Genomic DNA, 21,862 nt, shown 5'->3' with positions numbered 1-21,862 from the left:
GATGCGTTACTGCTTATTCCTCATATGCTTACTTTGCAGTCTCTCCGGATTTACTCAGGTCAGAGAGAGGAAAATCGTGCAATTTTCAGGGATAATTGTAAACCGCGATAGTAATACGGTAGTGCCTTATGTGACCATTACTAACCTTAGCGGTCGCGATCAGTTTTACTCTGCAAACTATAAAGGATATTTTTCATTTGTCGCGCACGAAGGTGATACACTTGCTTTTACGGCGGTAGGTTACAGACGTGAAGCTCTGATTATACCAAATGGTCTGGCGGATAGTAAGTATACCGTACTGATGAAAATGCAACAGGAATCAATTAATCTTCCTGGTGTAAGGGTTTATCCCTGGGCAAGTACAGATGAATTCAAAAAGGAATTCATGACCATGAAGTTTGCCGATGATGATCTTGAAATAGCTAAAAAGAATCTTAGCCGTGAGAGTTTGGCTTCTATGATGGCTACACTTCCCCGTGATGGAGCAGAAATGCAGAGTTTCAATTTTCAGAATAACCATAACCGACTCGTTAATAAAAATATCAACCAGCGCTTAGCCAATCCATTGCTGAACCCTTTTGCATGGGGTGCTCTAATTCAGCAGATTATGCAGGGAGATAGGAGTAGAGAGCAATAAGTTAGTTGAGAATGGAGAATTGAGAATGAAGGAAATTTAATTTCAATTGTGACACTTTGATTTCTGAATATTCCTTAATCCTACAATCCTATTATCCTTTAATCCTATCATCCTAATCTCCTATCTCCTCCCCTTCTTTAGCGCAGGAAACTTCATTTTATATTCCACCTTTACAATTCCCTTTGATATTGAATTGAGTTTGTTGGTAAGCATGGCTTTACGAAGCGGGCTTAATTTATCGACAAAGAGTTTGCCTTCAATGTGATCGTATTCATGCTGGATGATACGGGCAGCCAATCCTTTGTATGTTTCTTCATAGTGTTTCCAGTTTTCATCATAATATGAAATGGTCAGGCTTTCATGCCGGTCGATATCTTCACGGATATCAGGGATACTAAGACAACCTTCATTAAACGACCATTTATTACCACTTTCTTCAATAATCTGAGCATTGATAAAAGTTTTCTTAAAATCTTTTAAAGCCGGTTCATCTTCAGCAAAGGAGGTGGCATCAACCACAAAAAGACGAATTGATAAGCCAATCTGCGGGGCTGCAAGTCCTACCCCATGAGCGCCGTACATGGTCTCGAACATATTCTCAATAAGATTATTCAATTCAGGATAATCTTTTGTGATTTCTGTTCCTTTCTTACGTAAAACGGAATCTCCGTAGGCGATGATGGGCAATTTCATTTTGCAAAAATAGCCTTCTTTCCCCTATATAACAAATTTCTGTGCTTAGGGCAGGTTTAACAGCGGTTTTATGATTGAAAGGATTTCTTAATCCATGTGAAACACCAGCTCCAAAGGCTTGCTTACCGGTGAATTATCCTCATTTGTATCCATGATATCGGCCATATAGGCCCACCATTTCTTAACGATTTCGGTTTTACTAAGATCCTGTGAGTTATTATTACCGGATAGGGTTTGAACTGCAAACAGTATATTGGTTTCTTCATCCAGAAAGATGGAGTAATTGCTGATTCCAGCATTTGTTAAAAGAGCGCTTAGCTCAGGCCAGATCAGGTCGTGACGGCGTTTATACTCTTCTTTAAAACCCGGTTTCAGCTTCATTTTAAAAGAAACAATATTGTTCATGCTGATTTATTTTGCTGAATAAAATTTTAATTCGATCAGGTCATTGGGAACAGTCTTATTACCGAAACTATGATGAATCGCCAGTGCGGCACCCATTGCGGTCGACTGTGCCATTGAAGCAGCAAAGACTTCCATCCCGGGAAAAACAATGGATAATAGATTCATGTAGATCGAGTTTTTACTGAATCCCCCATCCACAAAAATCCGCTTTACAACTGAACCTTTTATGACCAGCCCGCTGGATATTTTTTGCTGTTTGATGATATGAATCATCAGCCTGTGATAAGTTTCTGTATCAGATGCATAGGATGGGAGGTCATTTCCTGAGTAAACTTCTTCCTGGTCTAAAAGATTTAAAAAAGCAGAATCAAAATTCATCTGTTCATATCTTGATTTTGGCTTTGAAAAGTACTGGGAAATTCTGTTCAGCTCCTGTTCATGCTCATTTCCCGCAAAAAGACGGGATGCCTTGACAGGTTTACCCTGATAATGCAGGTAACAGAGACAATCTGATTCAAGTTCAAAAGTACTTAAAGGACTCGAATTAAAAGGGTTTAAACTGATGCACCAGGTACCTGTTGAGATCAGCAGGAATGGTTCTTTAAAATTGACCAGATATGGAATTAATGCTGCTGAACTGTCATGCAAGCCGATACCCACATCAAAACTATGCCCTTCAAAATTTGTTTTTATTACCGAATCTGAAGGTAAAATTGGCGCGAGTTTATCAATTAAGCCCTCATTTTCAAGCCAGCGATGGTAATTGTTTTTGCGGAAATCCCAGAGATTGGTGTGGCAGCCGATGCTGGTAATGTCTGAGCAGCTTTTTCCACTGATCAGGAAACTCAGATATTGGGGTAAATGTAAAGCGTATCTGATCTGTTTCAGCAAGTCATTGCGCTCGTATTTGATCCGATAGAGCTGCATACCCGAATTCAGGCTTCCAAGTACCGGTGATGCTGTTTCTTTTGCAAATTCAGTCTTGCCTCCATAGGCCAAATAAAACTGTTCCAGCAGCTCTTCAGGATAAGGTTTCAGGTAATTGTATAATGGGCTGAGTGGCTTTCCGGATTCATCAATATAAACGAAACTGGCTCCATAAGCAGTGAAATTGAGTCCTTTGAGTTCAAATTCCGGTTTAGAAAGAACCGTACGGAGTGATTCGAACACAAAATTGTTCAGTTTCTCCAGATCATCACATGGAAATCCATCTTCATCTTTGCTTTCGGCAAACTGATCAGCATGTTCAAAAACGATCTTAAGCTGCTCATCAAAGAGGAGCAGTTTTTTGTTAGTTTTTCCGATATCAAATACTGCAATTACCGGTAGCTGCATGTGCTCATTTTTTTTCCTGATTCAATTAAGATTATAAACCTGTCGCAGCAGTCTCCATGCCTCTTTCCCTGATCAGTTCTGCACGAACATTCAGTTCGCGGAATAAGCCGATCGGGTTTAATGCTCCTCCAGACCGCAGGCGTGCTTCAGCCACCAATGGCCTTACATCTGTACGGAAACTATCCTGTAAAATTTCCTGAGCCCGGGCTACATCGTTTTTCAACTGTGCTTCCATGAGCGCTTTCCGATCTACCAGCAATGCCTGAGTATAGGCGATCATGATTGCTTCAACAGATTGTAAAAGATCTTCAAGAGGATCTTTTACATTATGCGAAGCATCAATCATCCATCCAAGATCGGTGGCATGATTCATTTTACGATCATCCATACCCTCAATCAGCTCATTGAAAATCAGGAATAGCTGGTAAGGTTTGATACTGCCGGCAGTTAAGTCGTCATCCCCATATTTTGAATCGTTAAAGTGAAAACCTCCCAGTTTTCCTTCCATCAATAGCAGCGAAACGATCTGCTCAATATTCGCATTGGGTAAGTGATGACCCAAATCAACCAATGTGTAAGCTTTTGGTCCTAATTTGCTGGTATATAAAAGGGATTGCCCCCAGTCGCCAACGGTAGTCGAATAGAAATTAGGCTCAAAAGCCTTGTATTCCACGAACATTTTCCAGTCTGCCGGAAGTGCAGCATAAATTTCTTTCAAACTCTCCAGTGTATTTTGAAAAGCGGTTCTGAAATTTAGCTGCCCGGGGAAGCAGGAACCATCAGCCAGCCATACGGTTAATGATTTTGAGCCCAGCTCAATGCCATGTTTAATTACCTCAATATTATGGTCAATTGCCTGCTTTCGCACGGCCGGATCTACATGTTGCAGAGAACCATATTTATAACTTTTCTCTTGTCCCTTTTGGTCCTGGAAGGTATTGGAATTCATTGCATCAAATCGCAACTCATGTTCCTTTGCAAGATTCCGGATTGCCTGATAATCTTTAGGAATATCCCAGGGAATATGCAGTGAAATCGCATTTCCCGATCGGTTCAGTTTATGCATCAAACCCACATCTTCAATCTTTTCTTCCAGATTTCTGGGTTCACCACCTCCGGCAAATCTACCGAAACGAGTACCGCCATTTCCCAAAGCCCAGCTTGGAATGGCAATCTGAAAGTCGATTAGTTTTGATATAATATTATCACTATCAATAATTTGTGCTTTTAAAAACTCAAATTTTGATTTGTGAATTTCGGCTGATTTTTGATTGTGCTGAGCAATTATATGGTCGTCAAGCTTCATAATTTCTAGTTATTAATGCTTATCTCACAAAAGCCATTGCAACACCACCATCCACATTCAGGACATTTCCTGTTGATTTGCTGAGCAAGCCTCCCACAAATGCATAGCAGGCATTGGCAATATCTTCGGGTAAAATGGTTTCATTCAAAAGGGTACGTTTTGCATAAAATGCAGGGAGTTCAGCCACTGTGATTCCGTATGCTTTAGCCCTTCCTTCGGCCCATGCCCCTTCCCAGATTTTACTGTCGGCAATCACCGCATCCGGGTTAACCACATTGACCCGAATCTTATCCGGACCGAGTTCTGCAGCATTCAAACGACTCAGGTGCAATTGAGCGGCTTTTGCAGAACCATAGCCGGCATTATTCGGACCTGAAACCAATGCATTTTTACTCACGATATTGAGAATATCGCCGCCCATATTCTGCTTTCTCATAGTATTTACGGCTTCCTGAGTGATTTTAAACTGACCCTTTACTAGTACATCATAAAGCAGATCCCAGTCCTTGTCAGTGTGTTCTTCAATCGGTTTTGAAATAGACAGACCGGCGCAATTTACAACGATATCTATTCCTCCAAAGCTCAGAGCGGCCTGTGCAAATGCATTTTTTATATCACTATCTTCAGTAACATTGAGTTGAACAGTAGTATAGCTGTCGCGACCAAATTCTTTCAGAAACTGAGCTCCCGCACTTTCCAGACGTCCCTGATCCAGGTCATTCAGAACGACCACCGCGCCCTCTTCAACAAATTTTCTTGAGATTGCTTTCCCAATACCACCTGCACTGCCTGTTACCAAGGCAATTTTACCACTTAATGATTTTGGCTTTGGCATCCTTTGAAGTTTTGCTTCTTCAAGTAACCAGTATTCGATATTGAATGCCTCCTGTCTTGGGAGTGAAGTGTATTCAGAAATTGCCTCTGCACCGCGCATCACATTGATCGCATTGGTATAAAATTCTGCAGCTACACGGGCAGTTTGTTTGTCTTTGGAGAAAGAGAATAGTCCGACTCCCGGGTATAGAATAATAACCGGATTTGAGTCCCGGATGGCCGGCGAGTTTGGATGCTTACAGGTATTGTAGTATTCTGCATACATTTTTCGGTAAGCTTCAAAAAGTGGCTGAAGCTTTGTGATGAGTTCTTTCGGATTACTAAGGTCTGCATCAGGCTTAAGATCGAGTATCAGCGGACTGATCTTCGTTCTTAAAAAGTGATCGGGGCAGCTGGTTCCCATTGGGGCCAGGCGATCCAGATCATTGGAATTTATAAACTCTAAGACCCTTGGATCATCTGTAAAGTGACCTACCATGGAGCGTTCTGAAGAACAAAGTCCGCGTAAAACAGGAGCAATTTTCGCTGCCTGTTCCTTTCTTTGTTGCCCGGCAAGGCCATCAATTTTCTTCCCGCCGAATACACTTCCATTCTTTCTCACACTTTCCTCAATGAACTCTGCACATTTTTCAACCACTTCAAGGGTGTTCATATAAGATTCGTATGCAGTATCTCCCCAGGTAAACAAGCCATGAGAACCTAACATAATTCCCTTAATTCCCGGGTTATTATCCAGGCAAGCTTTTAGTTCTAAACCAAGTTCAAATCCTGGCTTTCTCCAGTCAACCCAGCCAATTTTATTGTCAAAAAGCTCTGCAGTGATCTTCTTTCCATCTTTTGCTGCAGCAATTGCGATAGCCGCATCAGGATGGAGGTGATCAATATGTTTGAAAGGAAGAAAGCCATGCAGGGGTGTATCAATGGATGGAGCCTTTGAATTCAGATCATAAATGCAATGGTTGAAAAGTTCAACCATCTCATCTTCATGTTCCAGTCCACGGTAGATATTTTTCAGGTTACGCAGACGATCATTGTAAAGTGCTGCAAGTCCACTTTTCTTTAAAGTTCCGATATCTCCGCCTGATCCCTTGATCCACATTATCTCAGTTTCTATACCTGTCAGCGGATCTTTAGCCATCACTTTGCAGGAGGTATTTCCACCGCCATAATTGGTTAACCGCAGGTCTGCACCCAAAATATTGGATCTGTAAATAAGTAATCCTACTTCATCTCCTGCAAGTTTAGCCGCTTCAGCATCATCCCAGAGGTAACTGACGTGTTTAAAATTTGATTGTGCCATAATGAATTGGTTTTGTTTATATGGAATTTCCATATCCTACCAGTAATACTGAAAGAATGATCGTGATAATTCCGATAATAAAGGTTGAAAATGTTTTTTTGCTGACTGCGGTCCATTCTTTTAGTAATAACCCCCACATATTTGCAATCAGGATAATGAAGGCCATGTGCAGGATCCAGGAGCTTGCTCCGTTCCCCAGCTTACTTTCGCCCATGCCGTAGAAAAAGAATTGTAAAAACCAGGTGGTACCTGCAACTGCCGAAAAGATATAATTTTTAAGCAGCGGTGTCTTTTTATTGGCATAGTCTCCAAATGTTTTATTTCGGGTATTCAGGATCATACACCAGATGAGGTTGGTTGCTAAACCACCCCATAAAAGTACGACATAGGTAACATTATTCTGAAAGAGGAATTCTGTAGTTTCGGTTGGATTGGCACTTTTCCAAAGGGTATTTGCAGCATCCGCCATTGGTTTTCCGGCTTCAATGCCGAAATTGAAACAGGCACTTAAAACTCCCGAAATAATTGCGACAATCAGTCCTTTTACCAAATTGAACTCCTGAATACTTTCCTTTTTGGTCTCTTCACTTAATTCACGTTCTTTAAGCATTCCGGCACGGCCACACAGGAAAATTCCAAAAAGACAGACCAAAACACCAAGCAGTACAATGCGGCCACCTTCATCATTAAGCATTTGGGTAAAACTGACTTTTCCGGCTTGCGGATACAAATCATAAAATACCGGTGGCAGTAATGAGCCCAGAGCGGAACAGAATCCCAGAACAACAGAGTTTCCGAGGGACATCCCAAGGTAACGAACGCCAAGCCCGTAGGTTAAACCACCAATTCCCCATAACAAACCCATGATGAAAGTAACTTTTAAAATTGAGCTTTCGGTATTGCTGATGATCTCAGCAAATGCAGGAATGGTGAGGTAAGCTGCGAGCGGGGGTACAATAAGCCATGAAAAAAGCCCGCCAATTATCCAGTAGCTTTCCCAGGACCATCCTTTAACTTTCTTAAACGGAAGGTAAAAACTGCCGGATGCGGCTCCGCCAATTAAATGAAAAATGACACCTAAAATTGCTTGCATGAATCGGATTTAAGGGATTCTGATTTTATCTAAAAATATTGATCATTTGGTACTCAGCTGTCATGCACTGTCATGCAAGCCAGGATAGCGATAATAAGATAAGACAATTATTCTGAAAGGCTAAAATATTCTAAAGTGATGGCCTTAAGGTAAGATGGAAGGGAACCTCTGCATGAGCATGAGAATTGCTCAGAATTAATTGGGCTGCAAGTTCGCCCATTTTTGAAAAATCGGTTGAGATCGTAGTAATTCCGTTAAGAATGACTTTCTTAAGCGGGGTTTCATTGTAGGATATTACTCCAACCTGCTTCCCAACCTTAAGCTTTAAGGAAATGATCCGTTCGATTAACGTGACCAGATCTGCTTCCATCAGATTAATGAACACTTCGCCTTCCTGAATTGGTTCGGTGCTGATATCATTTACAATTTTATGGGAAAAGGCATATTGCTGGCAGAAGCGATTGAATCCTTTGATTATCTCATTTGGGAAATAGCTTTTATCAGGGAAAATGATCTTTAGTGTATGGTATTTGCTTAACTGATCCCTTGCTTGTTCCAGCGCATTGTAAATATCCTTTTCAAAGTTTTCATAAACTGCTGCATATTCACCCTCAACACCGGGTAACAATTTATCCAGGAGAACCAGTTTATCTTTAGGGATTTCATTAATCAATCGGTAAGATTCTTCCCCTCCTTCGATAAAATGCGGAATGATTACATAATGAGAATAGTCTTCCTTTTTATTGTCAAGCAGTTTTTTGAACAGGGCAAAGTCATTGTTATAGATATAGAAGTCAATGGCAACCTGCTCTCCAAGCGCAGCTACAAATGCATCGTAAACAATTTTCTTATGAGAACTTAACTTATTGAATAATAGAAAGATACGAAGCCTTTGCCTGAAATCAACATTGCTGATATAATATCCTTTTCCGGGAACAGAATTAACTATACCCAGACTTTTGAGGTGCTTATACCCTTTTTCTGCGGTATCTCTTGAAATTTCGAGAATGCAGCTTAATTCATTGATCGATGGGAGCAGGTCATCTTTTTTAATTTTGCCGGCGATGATAGCATCTTTAATCGAATTTGTTAACTGAAGATATTTCGGTGTCGCAGAATACCCATCAATGTGAATGTGATTAAACAATCTGGTCCGCTTCATTTCTTAAAAAATTGATTTTTCTCCGTTTATGGAATTTTTCGGAGGAAAATTAGCAATTTTTATTGGAGGGTGTTCGAATAGAAATTATTCTTTCGGATTGAAGATCATAGAGCTCAGTTCTTTTGGATCGAACATCTCATTGGCAATTTCAAGTAATTGAGAATCGCTGACAGCATTTATTTTCGCAAATATTTCTTCCAGTGAATCTACCCTGCTATAATCCAGCAGACTTTTACTCATTGAAATCAGCAGTCCCATTCTGTTTTCTTCACCGAGTGCAATTTGTCCGATAAATTTATCTTTTGCCTGTCTCAGTTGTACAGGACCCAGTTTTTGCTCTCTGAGCTTTTTCAGTTCTTTTTCTACGAGTTTAAGGGCCCTCTCAGTTTTTTCGGTATCGGTACCAAAATAGATTGAAAAGATACCGGTGTCACTCATCGGGGTATAGTTTGATTCAATGGTGTAGGCGATGCCATATTTTTCGCGGATTTCGAGGTTTAGCCTTGAACTCATACCGGTGCCCCCCAGCAGGTTATTGAGCAGGAGAAATGCTGTCTTATGCTTATGGTGCATGGAATAGGACCGGTTACCAATCACACAGTGTGTCTGGTTGATGGGTTTACTGAAAACCAGTTTTTTTGCATAGTAGGCCCCGGTTTTTTCCCTTGTTCGTTGAGGTAAATTTGCCGGGATTTCGCCAAAAAGCTTTTCGCTGAGCCGGATGATCGTTTTAAGATCATAATCCCCATAGATTCCGATGACGATCTCATCGGTGCGGTAGTTTGCCTTGTGAAAATCGACAATATCCTTTTTTGTAAAACTTTGTACGGTTAATGGAGTACCCAGAATATTACGACCCAGGGGGTGTCCTTCAAAAAGCAGATCTTCAAAATCATCATTAATAGCCTCATCGGGCTGATCCTGATAAGAAGATATTTCATCCAGAATGACTTCCTTTTCCTTTTTCATTTCCTCTTCGGGAAATACGGAATGAAATACGATATCCTCAAAAAGGTCGAGCGATCGTTCCAGGTGAGGTTTCAAAAAAGAAGCGTGGATACAGGTATATTCTTTGGTGGTATAAGCATTCAGATCACCTCCAACTAACTCGAGGCGGTTAAGGATCTGGTTAGTATTTCTTTTTTCAGTCTGTTTAAATAGCAGATGTTCAATGAAATGGGCGAGACCATCTTTGGAAGGATTTTCATCGCGGGAACCCGCATTGATAATAATACAGGCATGTGAAATATTGGAAGGGCTTGGCTTATGCAGAATGCGTATTCCATTTTGCAATTGGTGTACCTGGTAATCCATTCAGCAAAGGTAGAAAATCGATTTGTCAATAATACGATTTGTCAATTTGTCAATTGAATTAGCAAATGGGAGGACTTACGAATTTACATAGCCATCCTGCAAGATAAATTCGTCAGTCGCGTTTACAAAAGTTTGAATTAGCAAATTTGATAATGAGATAATTAGCAAATGGAATTTTAGGTGAAGAACAAAACTCCTAATTCTCTAAAAGTATTATTTTCCAAACCTTGTAAAATATCAATCCTAGTTACTTATTTATTCTAATTTTCAATTAAACGTGATTGAAAACTTACAACCTATAACTTATTACTTACAACTTAAGCTTTCCCTTATAAGTCTTCTTAAACAATTCAAACCGTGGAATAGAGACCGCCCGCACGTATCCCTGATTCGGGTTGTGCTCTATATAATCCTGATGGTAGCCCTCAGCCCGGTAAAATTCGCTTAGTGGTTTTAGCTCAGTTACAATTGATTTTTTGAATCTGCCAGAATTGGTGGCATCTTTTACGGCCTGCTGTGCTGCTGTTTTCTCTGTTGCACCGGTATAAAACAAAATTGAACGGTAGGAGGAACCTCTGTCGGGTCCCTGCTGATTTGGAGTGGTTGGGTCGTGTGAAGCAAAGAATACCTTACAAAGTTCTGTGTAGGAGATCAACTTGGGATTATAATATACCAAAACGGTTTCTGCATGGCCGGTAGTTTCGGTATTTACGAGATCGTAGGTTGGGTTTGGCACATTTCCACCCGCATACCCTGAAACAGCTGAATCTACTCCCACTACAGCCTCAAAGATGTGTTCAGAGCACCAGAAACAGCCTTCAGCAAACGCAGCGATGGCTTTACCCTGAGGTGCTGTGAGTTTCACTTTTCTGACATCCGTTTTTTTCTGGGAAATTGCATCACAGGAAAATAAAACCAGAATAAGTGACAAAGCGGGTATAATACTCAGATAGCGTTTCATTTTATTGATTTTAATAAAGATACGTAACAATGGCTCTTATAGATTTACAATCCATATACAAAAAGGATGCTAATTACAATGTTTTAATCTTCTTCCTGAGTAAATCGTATGTTTTGTTGCAATGATCTTTTATGATGCAGGTTTATCTCTCGTTTAAACCGGTCAAAATCAAAATCCTTTGCGGTACCGCAATCGAGCATATTAAAATACATTGATGGCTTAATGCTTTCAAAATAATCGCCAATGTTGCTGCTCCATAAGAGTTGACAATTGCCTTTTATCTGTGGTACTATTTCTGAGATGCCGTCTTGAAATTGTATAGTTCTGATATGGCAGCTTTCAAGGTTCCCCTGTGGAAAAAACAGTAATAAATTTCCTGGCTCATTCAATATTTCAGCAGCATAGGCCATACTTTCTTTCACAGAATATTTACCGGGATCAATTGAAAAGGAACCAAGATGCCTTAGCCACCACTTCATTTCCATTTGCTTTTTTAAGGACATAATGTAAAGCCGTTTCATTTTGCCCTGTTTAATAAGCACCTGATAGGCCAGATAAAAACCTAAAAAGCCGTCGCCGAAACTGAAGTGATTGATTGATAAAATATAAGAATGATCTGATTTAATTTCAACGGGCCTGATAATCAGTTTATTAAAGTAAAATGTCCTGAAAAATTTCGATAGGAGGTACCCACCCACTTTTAACCAGAATAGCGACAAGGGCTTTGATTTAATGATCATGACAGCAAATCTCCTAAAACTTTCGCAAAACCTTTATTGATCATTTCATGCCCTTCATTTAAATTCAATATTTCTGCGTTTTTAATCAGTGGTAAAAATGATTTACCAATACTTAGTGGATATGATTTATCCCGCCGGCCGAAAATAAAGATACTCCTGATAGGATGATTATTTAACGCATAAATGAGTTTTGCTTCATCGGTTGTTAAATAACGTAAATAGGTCAGGCTGGCGTACAGGTTAAACCTCAATTCATGTGTTTCAATTTCTTTTAATAGAATTCCATGGCCTTCTTCATCTATAAAACGGGCCCTTCTGAACATATTTAAAAGCTTAACCATCGCATCTTTACTCAAAGATATTTTCTCGATGATTTTGTTTCCGAATTTACTTCTGCTAAAGAACCTGATAATGTTTCCGGGCTTTATAGATGAGGGTGCCGCTACGATATATTCATTGATCATTTCGGGAAGCTCTTCAGCAATTGTGGTTGCATAATGAGTACCCATAGAATAACCAATGACCGAAAAACGATTAATGTTTTGCGCCTTACAAAAGTCCAGAATAAGGCCGGCTAACTCTTTTTTTGTTAATCCTGTTTTTACAGTATCCAGACTTTGGTCCCTCAGCTTTGTGGCTTTATGAAAAAACAGGTCGAAGCCCCAAAAAGTATATTTATTTCCTAATTCCGGTTCTAATTCCCGGAACTGTTTACCATGCATACCAAATCCATGAAAACACAGCATATGCTCCTCACCTGTTCCATATTTATAATAATGGAGATCAACAAAATCGGATTTATAAAAATGCGAGGTCAAGGGATTAAACTATTGCATTAATTAATGCCAGAGCCCAGGTATATTCGGCATCGTGTGATATTGTAAGGCTCACTTCGTATTTTTTGAGATGATCCGGTAATACTACCGTCGGCATTCCTGCTTTTTTAGCCCTGCTAATTTCTATTTTTTTCCATCCCACAGATGATGAATCCAGTTGTTTGATGGCTTTATAAACAGCCTCCTTAGCAGCCCAGGTTGATGCATAGCGCTGCAAAGAATCGGAAAAGCTCTCGCAGTAAGCAATCTCAGCTGGAGTATAGACCTTGTTTTTGAAGAGATCACTGAGTGAAAGTTTAAAATTTTCTATATGTACCAAATCATTTCCGACAGCAAATGTGCGCTGTGCAGTTATTTGATTTACAGACATTTCCAACTCATTCTTCATCTATAACAGGTACTCCCATAATGTTAAATCCACCATCTACAAAATGAATATTTCCGCTTACTTTTTTTGAAAGATCAGAGAAATAGTAAAGGGCGGCATCTCCTACATCACCGGCATCAATATTTCCTAACGGAGCCATATATTTGCCCAATTTACGCATTTTGCGTACACCATTGATTCCGCCTGATGAAGTAGTCATAACCAGTCCGGCAGAAATGGCGTTAACCCGAACCTGCTTATTGCGGAAGTAGCTTGCCAGGTATACCATGATATTTTCAAGAGCCGCTTTATTGATTGCCATTCCCCCATATTGCGGAATAACTCTGTTAGCCGCATTATAGGTAAGAGTTAGGATGGATGCATTTTTGTGTAACATACTTTCGGCCACACGGGCTATTCTTAACAGAGAATAGGCGCTGATATTAAAAGAATCCATCAGATCTTCGAAAGGAATATCAATGTAAGCAGGGATGGGCTCTTTACTGCCAAGAAAGTTCGAACAAAGCACTTTGGTGTTAGCAAAGGCTACACCATGTAAAATGTAATCGATAGGGCCATGAGTATTGTATACCGCATTCAGAAAGCTGCTGATCTGAGCTTCATCCCTTACATCAACCTGCATTGCAAGTTTGGTATCAAGACCTAATTTTTCAAGCAGGTAAAGTACCTCATCGCGCGTATCTTCAACATAGCTTAAGGCAATTTTGCAGCCCGACTGATGTAGTTTTGCAGCAATATTATAGGCAATGGATTCTTCATTCCTGACACCGAAAATTACTGCAACCTTACCAGTATTATTTATCATATCTTGACAACTTTAAAGCACTGTTGGTACCACCAAATCCGTAATTAAGGCAAACAATGCTATTAATTGGTTTTGAAAAACTTTCCTGCGGAAGCAGGTGACGGTAAGCAGCCAGTGGCTTCACAGGTCCTTTCCAATCCGGGTTTTTCTGGAACGTTTCTAATTCAGGGTTGAGGTTGGGAGAATTTAAACAGGGCAAAACTTTTTGCTCTTTAAGCATCAGTAAAGCAGTTATGAATTCTACGGCACCTGCACCACCCAGCATGTGTCCAAATTGTGATTTTGGGGCAGATATATGGTATCCCTCTTCACCCAATGCATCAATTACACTTAATAGTTCAATAGCATCGCCTGATGGGGTAGATGTACCATGCACTTTCACAACATCGGGTTTTTCGTTTGAACCGGCCATTACACCTTTCCATAACCTTTGCTGTCCGGCAAATGATGGATAGAACATATCACCATCGCCGTCTGAATTGTTAAAATATTCGTCAATTACCCCTAATATATCAGCACCACGGGCTACCGCTTGCTCATATTCTTCAAGGGCTACTATACCTGCACCAAATGAGCATACAAACCCGTTTCTGGCCATGTCAAACGGGCGCGAGCTTTCTTCAGGGCTAAAACCCCGGCTTAAAACCATCATGCCATCAAAACCAATAAAGGTTTCAAGTGATGTGCTTTCTACCCCGCCTGTGATTGCACGATCCTGCAATCCATATTTGATTAGCCGATAAGCGTAGCCAATGTTACCGAGTCCGGTGGCGCAGGCAGAGCTGATGGTTTCACAGACACCTTTATTTTTTATAAGAACCGATACATTGGCAGCTTCGCGGTAGGTCATGGTTCGATCGACCGTATGACCACCTGAATGCCTGGTCTTTCTGCCAAAAACGTAAAAATTGTGCCATCCGTTTCTGAGAATAGTATTGGCTGAACCACCAGAACCTATCACAACGCCGGTTCGCTCTGACTGGACAAGGTCTGTTGACCAGCCAGCCATTTTTATCGCATTTTGCGCTGCAAGCATTGACCATATGCTTCCTACGTCTGAAGTAGCCAGGTTCGCATCCGGGATCCGGTTCAATTTATCAATATAAGTCTCCGGATAGATGCCTTCCATTGGATCCCAAATTACCTCCAGATCCATCTCTGGCTCAGTGATAAAACCCGCTACTGTAGACCTGACCTGCTTCTCATAAGCCATAGCATCATCGAATGTGCGGATCAGGCTTTTATTAGCAAATAGCTTGCTGCTAAACTCTGAAAGATCTTTGCAGGTAGGAAACGCTCCGCCCATACCAACAACAGCCACCTTTCTGCCAGGGATATTAACCACGTGCTTTTACTTTTAAAATCAGATCAACAACATCCTTGACAGTTGAGCCTAAATCATCAATATCATCGTCCTCAAATTCAATATCAAACTTTTGCTCAACTTTTGCGACGATAGCGATCATTTGAGATGATGGTACATTCATATCAGCTAAAAAATCTGTTTCTTCTGTTACACCTACTAATTTTTCTGGCTCTATCATTCTTACAGTTTTAAGTACCTCTATCAAACCGTCAATAATTTCTTGTCTTTCCATTTAAAATTTACTTTTTGTTTATTGCTCTAAAATATTCTATGTCTATTTCCCGCCCTGTTATATCATAGTAATCTGAAATAAGTTTAAAATCAGGTGAGAGATCATATTTAAGTAAGCGCTCTTCGTTAAAATCTTTAAAATAATCGTCAAGGTCTAATCCCTGGGGGCATCTGTAAATCCTCCCATCGCAAACCATTTGCTTAAATTTATAAAATGTTATTTTCCCCAGAATAACATAAGTATCGCCCTTTTCAAGTGCGGCCATAAAGTTCACATTGCCTACGCTTATAAAGCTTGGGACAGATTTTTCTTTCAAATCCTCGGGGGCACAACTATGTTTCTGACAGATCAAAAACATGGATAAAGATGCAGCGGTAGCCTGAACAAAGGACTCAATCTGATCTACTCCTCTGAAAATGCCAAAATGGTCCTCTACATCATAATCTGTGGGAGTATAACTTGCTACAACGCCTGTTTTGGCTGAGTGCCAGTGATATTTATCAACAAGCAGCTTTTTAGGACCATAGGCAATAAGTATTTCTCTCGGATGTATTGAACACAGGCTTTCTACATGTTTGCCCTTATCATAATATCCCACCATTTATATTTATGTTAGTTCCGTTAATATATGATGCTTTATCCGACAAAAGGAAAGCAACCACATCTGCAACCTCGTTCACATTACCGAAACGGTTTGCAGGAATGGCTTTTAAATATTCCTGTCTGAATTTTTCAGGTACCGAATCTGTCATCTCTGTTTCAATAAAACCCGGGGCTATGCTTAATATCCTGATGGAATGTTCTTCGCTCAAAGCCGAAACTTCGCGGGCGAGTGATTTGGACAGGGCTGCCAAACCGGCCTTGGTTGCCGAATAAACTGCCTGAAAGGCATTACCAGTTTCACCAACACATGAACTTACATTGATAATTACCCCCCGTTTATTTAAAAGGAATTGTTTCATAACAGCCTTGCAGATCATAATTGGCGCTTTAAGATTTACCTGCAGCAACTTGTCTATTTCATTCTCCGGCTGATAAATGAGGGATTTATCAAATGTAATGCCCGCATTATTGATTACCCCATACAGAGTTTCTCCGTGTTCTTTTTTTAAACGTTTACAAAATTCACTGAGTTCATTTGGATCGCTGAGGTCAGCACAAAGGAGGTAGTGTTTAGGGTCGGGATTGGTAAAGCTTTCCTTGCGCGTGGCATGTAAGATCAATGTATATTCTTTTGATAACGCGTTTGATATTGCCAGGCCCAAACCCCTGCTTGCTCCGGTTATCAGTATCTTTTTTTCCGGCATTTTAAGCTAAAGTTTTAATAATAATCTCTTCTTTATGAATTGAAATAGATTCTGAAACCTGTAAAAGTATAAAATCAAATATAATTTTTAAATTAAAGATACTCTGCCGGATATAAAAATTAAATTATGCTCTTATTCACTAAGCCTTCTTAAGCCTTCTTTTGCATGAGTGTCAATACCAATTTGATATTCATGATTTTTCATCCCCAGGGCCATATTGTAAAACTCGGCTGCTTTTTTATCGTCTTTTATGTATTCGTAGATATTACCAGATTTTAAGGCTGAATAAGCTGCAAAATAATAAGATTGATTTTTGCCCAGATTAATTGTACGTTGATAATATAGCAAGGCATCATCAAAATCATTCATCATATCATAGGTTCTCGCAAAACGGTAGTAGAATTCCAGTTTATCTCTCTGGCTTTTTAAATCATTAACCTGAATTGATTTTAATTGAGCCAGTGCATTATTATAACTGCCGCCATCAAAATAGAGTCTTGCTTTCAATAAAGTTAGATTAGGTTTAACATCATTTGCTTCTTTCAAGGCCTGCTTATCCTTTTCATTAATTACCGAACCTTTGGTTCTCACCAATGTTAAATAATGATTGTATTGAGAAATATTATTTCTTATAAGATAATAAAATGCAAGCCTTAAGTAAGTATCCTTTATATAATTGGTACTAAGGGTTTCATTTGCAAACTTGCTGAGGTATAGGTTTGCATCTGAATCCATCCGGCAAAGTTTAGCATTCCCCATTAGATAATTCATAAGTGGCAGTTCTGCGTACTGACTGCCTTTGGGTGCTGCTTCAATAAATTTAATTGCGGCATCGGCATGTCCGGTTCTAAAAGCAGTGTAACCCTGTAAATAAGCTTTGAGGAGGCTTTTATCATTCATGCTATTCAAGAGTGGTGTCACATAGCTGTAACTATTCCTGCCCTGAATCACATCTACATTTGTAAAACAGAGCAAAAACACAATTTCATCATTATAATAGCTAAATTTACTATTCGCAATCTGCAGTCTGAATCTTTCCAGTTGCCTATTTCCTTTCGTAATATTTCCCTCAATACCCAATACACTTGCTATCCCTTTCATATTTGCTGGGATGGCTCCAAAGATCACTTCTATCAATCCCAGGCTTTTTTGATTGGGCAAGAAGTCCTTAAACTTTTCATTATTTTCAGTTAACAGGTCTTTCGCCTTTTTGAAATCATAAGTAGAAGACATGTATTCCCCGAATTTAGCCTTAATCATTGCAGATTGAAGATAAATCTCAGCCTGGGCAAAAAGATAATAGGGTGAATTTTTATCATTTTTTTTGATTGCATCTATCCTGCCCGACTTCCGGTTCTTAAACTTTTCGAATTCAATTTTGTTTTCTGAAGTAAGCAGGAATAAATAATCAATGTAATTTTCAAGCAAGACCGGAATGCCATTTTGAGGATTATTAATTTTCTCTTCACGGATGTATTTTCTTGCATCATTAAACCGCAAATCAAATATGGCCTGATATGCTGCTATTGAATTTGGGTTGAATACGAAGCTTGCATTTACTGCCTGATGGATACCAAAGAAAAGAAGCAGGGTTATAAAATATTTATATTGCATTCCGGGATAATTCGCTTTAATAATATGAGTATTGATTAGTCTTGAAGTGGCTATGAGCCTTTGACGACCCTGCAAATTTAGATTTATTTTCCCAATAGAGTTTATTGTTAAATGATGGGAGTTTATCCAGCCTGATGTCAGCAGATTATCTCTTATATTTTTACTAATGGGTATTCAGATTTTTTTCTTGCAAATCCCGATCCAAAAATTTTTCAAACACAATTGGTATAGGCTTCTGTGTGGTCTTTCTTAAGGTGCGAGCCAGAGCTAAAGGCTCATTCGGGATACTGGTTTATTTACAAAGATTCACCGGAATAGGTATCCAAAGCCAAAAGCTCTTTTTTATAAGCTGATGGCAGGATCGCATTCTTTAGCATTGATTTTAAGCGAATTATCCGGCTGAGCTTGTACAAATTCAGCATGGGAGTTGAAAGGGGGTTTTTCCCGAGGCCAAGCAGTTCATTTACTTTATCAGGAACAAGCAGGATTTGAGCTTGTTTTAAGACCAGGTATCTGAACCATCCGAGGTGTTTTTTATATTGTTTGTAGAGATCTTTGGTGAAATTCCCATTCAGAAGGTTTTCTTCTATTGACGAATTTCTCATTTGCAGCCATTGCTGATAGTTCAGGGGCAGATCTTTAACACCCATACGCGTTCCCATCCAGTAAAAAACAGAATAAACTTCCTCCTTTTCGCTGGCACTTAATTTTTGCTCCAATAGCTCAAAAGACCGTATTGAATAATCAATCAGCATAAATAAAACATCCCGGTAGGCCCAATCCGGGATGTTTTGGCCACGGGAATGTTCTACACCTTTGTGAATGGCTGAAATTTTGTCAATGGCCTGCATAGCTTCATCATATTCAGAAAAAACGATCTGTCGGGCATAAGCGACAGTGGAGAATAATCTCTTAAGCGGATCAGAAGGAAGCCGACCGGTGAAATAAAGCCAGTCGACCGCCTTATTCAAGGCAAACTCTGCAGAGGCGCCGGCAAAGATCAGGAGGATGGTGTCTCCATTCCCCCAGATCCTGCGGACTATCGAATCTTTGCTCACAAAATACTTCATCCTCTTTGATCTTTAAAATTCCACCCCACTGGTTTCATTTTTTCAAGCCAGAGAATGGCCAGACTACCCGTTGTATAGGCTGCAATATCCATCCAGGCAAAGGATGTACCAATCAGCGTGCGGGCTAGCTCAGAATTTCCCAGTCCGATGATTTCAACGAAATTGAGATACTGCAGTACTTCTATCAGGTAAGAAAACATCAGGACTGCTATGACAGTTAGTTTTACATCCAGATTGGCAAAAGTCCTGATGAAACAATACATCAAAATAACAACCAAAAAATCTCCAAAATAAGGCCTGATAAAATCATCGTGAACGTACATCGCAATCAGCACTTCAGTCAAAAATAGTCCTGCTGTCAATCCAAAATATCCTTTGTGAAACCTGTACATAATTAATGCCTGACGTTTGGTTCTTCCTCTTTGTTCTGCTCCCAGCTAATTTTTTGCGACAAATACATTAAAGCTGCAATAATGACAAATAATCCAACACTACCAACGAGTAAGGCCATATCCTGAAGCTGAAGAATTACAAAAATAAAACCATAGAACATACTTAGTATACCGGAAAAAAGAAGTGCTGCCTTGCTATTTTTAAGCAGTGACCAGATGAATGTTCCGATCAGACTTATTGTCGCTAAGGAGGCGATGATATAAGCTGCATTGAAACCAACTTGTTCACTAAGTGCAAGTAATAGGGTATAATAAATGGTCATTGCGGCTCCGATCAGCACATATTGAAGGAAGTGAACATTCCTTTTGTTCAGCAGCTCTGTAAAGAAAAGGGATAAAAAGGAAAGTAAAATAACCAGGATCGCATACTTAGCAGCACGCGTGGTCTTTTGATACTGATCTACAGGCAAGAGGAAATCAACCCCAAAAGTGGCCTGAGTGTCCGGGTTATTATTTCCTTTTACTAGCGTATCTGCCTTATTTAAAATTGTGTTTTCTTCGATCCATTGCTGGGGATATGGCCTGTTGTAATAGGGCATTTTCCAGGTTGCCGAAAAGCCCTTTCCCGAAACCGAGCGTTCATCCGGCAGATACCTCCCGGTAAAACTTGGGTTATTCCATTCTCCTTCAATTTTTACCGTGGTGTTCTTACCCAGGTGAAGAAAACTGAGCTTTTCACTTCCCCGAAGGTCAAGATCAAAACTAAAGCTGAGTGCCGTGTCTTTATTGCTGCTTAGATTGGGAAGAATGATCAGGTTATTGCTGAATAATTTGAGTGAAGTAAGGTCGGGTTCTGCTTCATAATTTTCATTTCCAAGCCTGATGATTGGATTATTTTTAAGCCCCTTCAAATCAGTCAGGCCTATAGCTACTTTTGCCTTATCCCATTGGATCATTGCGGGGTCAATGTTTGATTTTGTCAGTTCCAGGGGACTGAACTTTCCATTAACCTGAATCTTGCTGTTATAAACCACCGCATCAAAGATGCCCCTATGAAGCATTTCAGGATTTGCTTTTGATGAGATATTCAGCGTTTCGGGAAGGATATAAATATTGGTCAGCGTTTCCCTGGTACTGCTTTTGCTGGTATTGGGATCTTCTGCGATGACTGTAGTTTTATAGGGCAGCACCAAAACCGGTCCCTGTACAAGCTGGCTGCCCGACCACTTATCGGAAATTTCCCTGATGACTTCCTCCTGTCTGTTCTGCCGCTCAGCAATCAGATCCTGTATAAGGGAAGAAGGGATTAATAATAAAATAGTTAGAAAGCCGATCAGGCCTAATTTGATTAATACTGATCCCCCGAACCAGTTGTTAAATCCCTTGTTTTCTGTTGTTAGTTCTATCTTCATTTTTAATTGTTTAAAAGTACTTTGAATTTCAAAGTAACTGGGTAAAAAAATATTATATCTTCTGCTGTTTGATTAAATTTTCAAGGGCTTCCAGATGTTTAATAAAGGCTTTTCGGCCTTTTTCGGATACAGCATATTGTGTATTTGGTTTCTTTCCAATGAAGGTCTTATTCACAATAATATATTCTTCTTTTTCAAGCGCTTTTATATGCGATGCAAGATTCCCGTCAGTTACATCTAATAAGTCTTTGAGGGAATTAAAATCATAATGCTCATTGGCAAGCAATACGCTCATGATCTGCAGGCGTATCCGGTTTTCAAAAGCTTTATCAAATTGTTCCAGGGATGTTTTCACCGGTTATATTTAAAATGCATAACAGTACCATAAATAATGTGCAGGAGGCCAAATCCAATTACCCAGAATAAGAGTCCGGATGCCGGAATTAGAGCCGCCATTAAACCCAGAATAATCTGGCAAATGCCCAGCCATTTCACATCCGAGAATGTGTACTGGCTTGCTGATATTAAAGACAATCCATAAAATATCAGGCAGGCAGATGCAATCAGGTCATATTCCAGCCGTAAAAATAGAATAATTATAAAGAGTCCGCCGGTAAATAATGGAATGAGCATGCTGCTGATCAAACGCCTGCTTACCGG

General features: G+C 39.8%; 23 protein-coding genes and 1 pseudogene. 1 reads left to right on the top strand and 23 read right to left on the bottom strand.

Annotated elements, in window-relative coordinates; translation table 11 throughout:
* The first annotated feature begins 1 nt into the window (after position 1).
* Complete coding sequence (locus VGE44_RS00915; protein WP_331075890.1) at positions 2-637, top strand: hypothetical protein; 636 nt, start codon at positions 2-4, stop codon at positions 635-637.
* 120 nt (positions 638-757) lie between these two features.
* Here VGE44_RS00915 and def read toward each other — a convergent pair whose 3' ends face one another.
* From def to VGE44_RS00800, 23 genes and pseudogenes are all read right to left on the bottom strand, one after another.
* Positions 758-1,330, bottom strand: coding sequence for a peptide deformylase (def, locus tag VGE44_RS00910; RefSeq protein WP_331075889.1), 573 nt, complete (start codon positions 1,328-1,330; stop codon positions 758-760).
* 87 nt (positions 1,331-1,417) lie between these two features.
* On the bottom strand, positions 1,418-1,735 hold the full coding sequence (gene rhaM / locus VGE44_RS00905; RefSeq protein ID WP_331075888.1) for an L-rhamnose mutarotase: 318 nt from the start codon (positions 1,733-1,735) through the stop codon (positions 1,418-1,420).
* 6 nt (positions 1,736-1,741) lie between these two features.
* On the bottom strand, positions 1,742-3,070 hold the full coding sequence (locus tag VGE44_RS00900; protein WP_331075887.1) for an FGGY-family carbohydrate kinase: 1,329 nt from the start codon (positions 3,068-3,070) through the stop codon (positions 1,742-1,744).
* Positions 3,071-3,101: 31 nt separating this feature from the next.
* Entirely contained in the window at positions 3,102-4,376 is a 1,275-nt protein-coding gene (locus VGE44_RS00895) for a sugar isomerase (RefSeq protein ID WP_331075886.1), read from the bottom strand.
* A 19-nt stretch (positions 4,377-4,395) separates the two neighbouring features.
* Complete coding sequence (locus tag VGE44_RS00890) at positions 4,396-6,510, bottom strand: bifunctional aldolase/short-chain dehydrogenase (RefSeq protein WP_331075885.1); 2,115 nt, start codon at positions 6,508-6,510, stop codon at positions 4,396-4,398.
* A 16-nt stretch (positions 6,511-6,526) separates the two neighbouring features.
* Positions 6,527-7,603, bottom strand: a complete 1,077-nt coding sequence (gene rhaT / locus VGE44_RS00885) for an L-rhamnose/proton symporter RhaT (RefSeq protein ID WP_331075884.1) — start codon at positions 7,601-7,603, stop codon at positions 6,527-6,529.
* 130 nt (positions 7,604-7,733) lie between these two features.
* The gene (locus tag VGE44_RS00880) at positions 7,734-8,765 is read right to left on the bottom strand and encodes a GntR family transcriptional regulator (protein WP_331075883.1); all 1,032 of its coding nucleotides are present in this window, start codon (positions 8,763-8,765) and stop codon (positions 7,734-7,736) included.
* Positions 8,766-8,849: 84 nt separating this feature from the next.
* Positions 8,850-10,079, bottom strand: coding sequence for a pitrilysin family protein (locus tag VGE44_RS00875; protein WP_331075882.1), 1,230 nt, complete (start codon positions 10,077-10,079; stop codon positions 8,850-8,852).
* Between the two features lie 310 nt (positions 10,080-10,389).
* Positions 10,390-11,040: a peptide-methionine (S)-S-oxide reductase MsrA gene (msrA, locus tag VGE44_RS00870; RefSeq protein WP_331075881.1), complete on the bottom strand. Its 651-nt coding sequence runs from the start codon at positions 11,038-11,040 to the stop codon at positions 10,390-10,392.
* Between the two features lie 83 nt (positions 11,041-11,123).
* Positions 11,124-11,780, bottom strand: coding sequence for a 1-acyl-sn-glycerol-3-phosphate acyltransferase (locus VGE44_RS00865; protein WP_331075880.1), 657 nt, complete (start codon positions 11,778-11,780; stop codon positions 11,124-11,126).
* The gene (locus VGE44_RS00860; protein WP_331075879.1) at positions 11,777-12,598 is read right to left on the bottom strand and encodes an alpha/beta hydrolase; all 822 of its coding nucleotides are present in this window, start codon (positions 12,596-12,598) and stop codon (positions 11,777-11,779) included. Before VGE44_RS00860 ends, VGE44_RS00865 begins: the two co-directional genes overlap by 4 nt.
* 4 nt (positions 12,599-12,602) lie before the next feature.
* Positions 12,603-12,986: a holo-ACP synthase gene (locus VGE44_RS00855; RefSeq protein WP_331075878.1), complete on the bottom strand. Its 384-nt coding sequence runs from the start codon at positions 12,984-12,986 to the stop codon at positions 12,603-12,605.
* 7 nt (positions 12,987-12,993) lie between these two features.
* Complete coding sequence (locus tag VGE44_RS00850; RefSeq protein ID WP_331075877.1) at positions 12,994-13,809, bottom strand: enoyl-ACP reductase FabI; 816 nt, start codon at positions 13,807-13,809, stop codon at positions 12,994-12,996.
* Entirely contained in the window at positions 13,799-15,154 is a 1,356-nt protein-coding gene (locus VGE44_RS00845; protein ID WP_331075876.1) for a beta-ketoacyl-[acyl-carrier-protein] synthase family protein, read from the bottom strand. Before VGE44_RS00845 ends, VGE44_RS00850 begins: the two co-directional genes overlap by 11 nt.
* Positions 15,147-15,407 (bottom strand): phosphopantetheine-binding protein, encoded by a 261-nt coding sequence (locus VGE44_RS00840; protein WP_305364942.1) that lies wholly within the window; start codon positions 15,405-15,407, stop codon positions 15,147-15,149. Before VGE44_RS00840 ends, VGE44_RS00845 begins: the two co-directional genes overlap by 8 nt.
* A gap of 7 nt (positions 15,408-15,414) precedes the next feature.
* Positions 15,415-16,008, bottom strand: coding sequence for a hypothetical protein (locus VGE44_RS00835; protein ID WP_331075875.1), 594 nt, complete (start codon positions 16,006-16,008; stop codon positions 15,415-15,417).
* Complete coding sequence (locus VGE44_RS00830; RefSeq protein WP_331075874.1) at positions 15,992-16,714, bottom strand: SDR family oxidoreductase; 723 nt, start codon at positions 16,712-16,714, stop codon at positions 15,992-15,994. The genes VGE44_RS00835 and VGE44_RS00830 overlap by 17 nt, the downstream gene beginning before the upstream one ends.
* Positions 16,715-16,846: 132 nt before the next feature.
* Positions 16,847-18,403 carry a tetratricopeptide repeat protein gene (locus VGE44_RS00825; protein ID WP_331075873.1) on the bottom strand — a complete coding sequence of 519 codons (1,557 nt, stop codon included), beginning with the start codon at positions 18,401-18,403 and terminating at the stop codon, positions 16,847-16,849.
* Positions 18,404-18,624: 221 nt separating this feature from the next.
* Positions 18,625-19,398 carry an oxygenase MpaB family protein gene (locus VGE44_RS00820; protein ID WP_331075872.1) on the bottom strand — a complete coding sequence of 258 codons (774 nt, stop codon included), beginning with the start codon at positions 19,396-19,398 and terminating at the stop codon, positions 18,625-18,627.
* Positions 19,395-19,790: a DUF2809 domain-containing protein gene (locus VGE44_RS00815; protein ID WP_331075871.1), complete on the bottom strand. Its 396-nt coding sequence runs from the start codon at positions 19,788-19,790 to the stop codon at positions 19,395-19,397. The genes VGE44_RS00820 and VGE44_RS00815 overlap by 4 nt, the downstream gene beginning before the upstream one ends.
* A gap of 2 nt (positions 19,791-19,792) precedes the next feature.
* Entirely contained in the window at positions 19,793-21,202 is a 1,410-nt protein-coding gene (gene creD / locus VGE44_RS00810; RefSeq protein WP_331075870.1) for a cell envelope integrity protein CreD, read from the bottom strand.
* Between the two features lie 52 nt (positions 21,203-21,254).
* The gene (locus VGE44_RS00805) at positions 21,255-21,557 is read right to left on the bottom strand and encodes a transcriptional regulator (RefSeq protein WP_331075869.1); all 303 of its coding nucleotides are present in this window, start codon (positions 21,555-21,557) and stop codon (positions 21,255-21,257) included.
* A pseudogene (locus VGE44_RS00800) lies at positions 21,554-21,862 on the bottom strand (hypothetical protein); the annotation flags it as partial. The gene VGE44_RS00805 and the pseudogene VGE44_RS00800, both read right to left, overlap by 4 nt.

The sequence above is a fragment of the Daejeonella sp. genome, assembly GCF_036405355.1.
Taxonomy (GTDB): domain Bacteria; phylum Bacteroidota; class Bacteroidia; order Sphingobacteriales; family Sphingobacteriaceae; genus Daejeonella.
The sequence above is the reverse complement of the archived record's forward strand: the minus strand, read 5'-3'. Positions and strand labels throughout refer to the sequence as shown.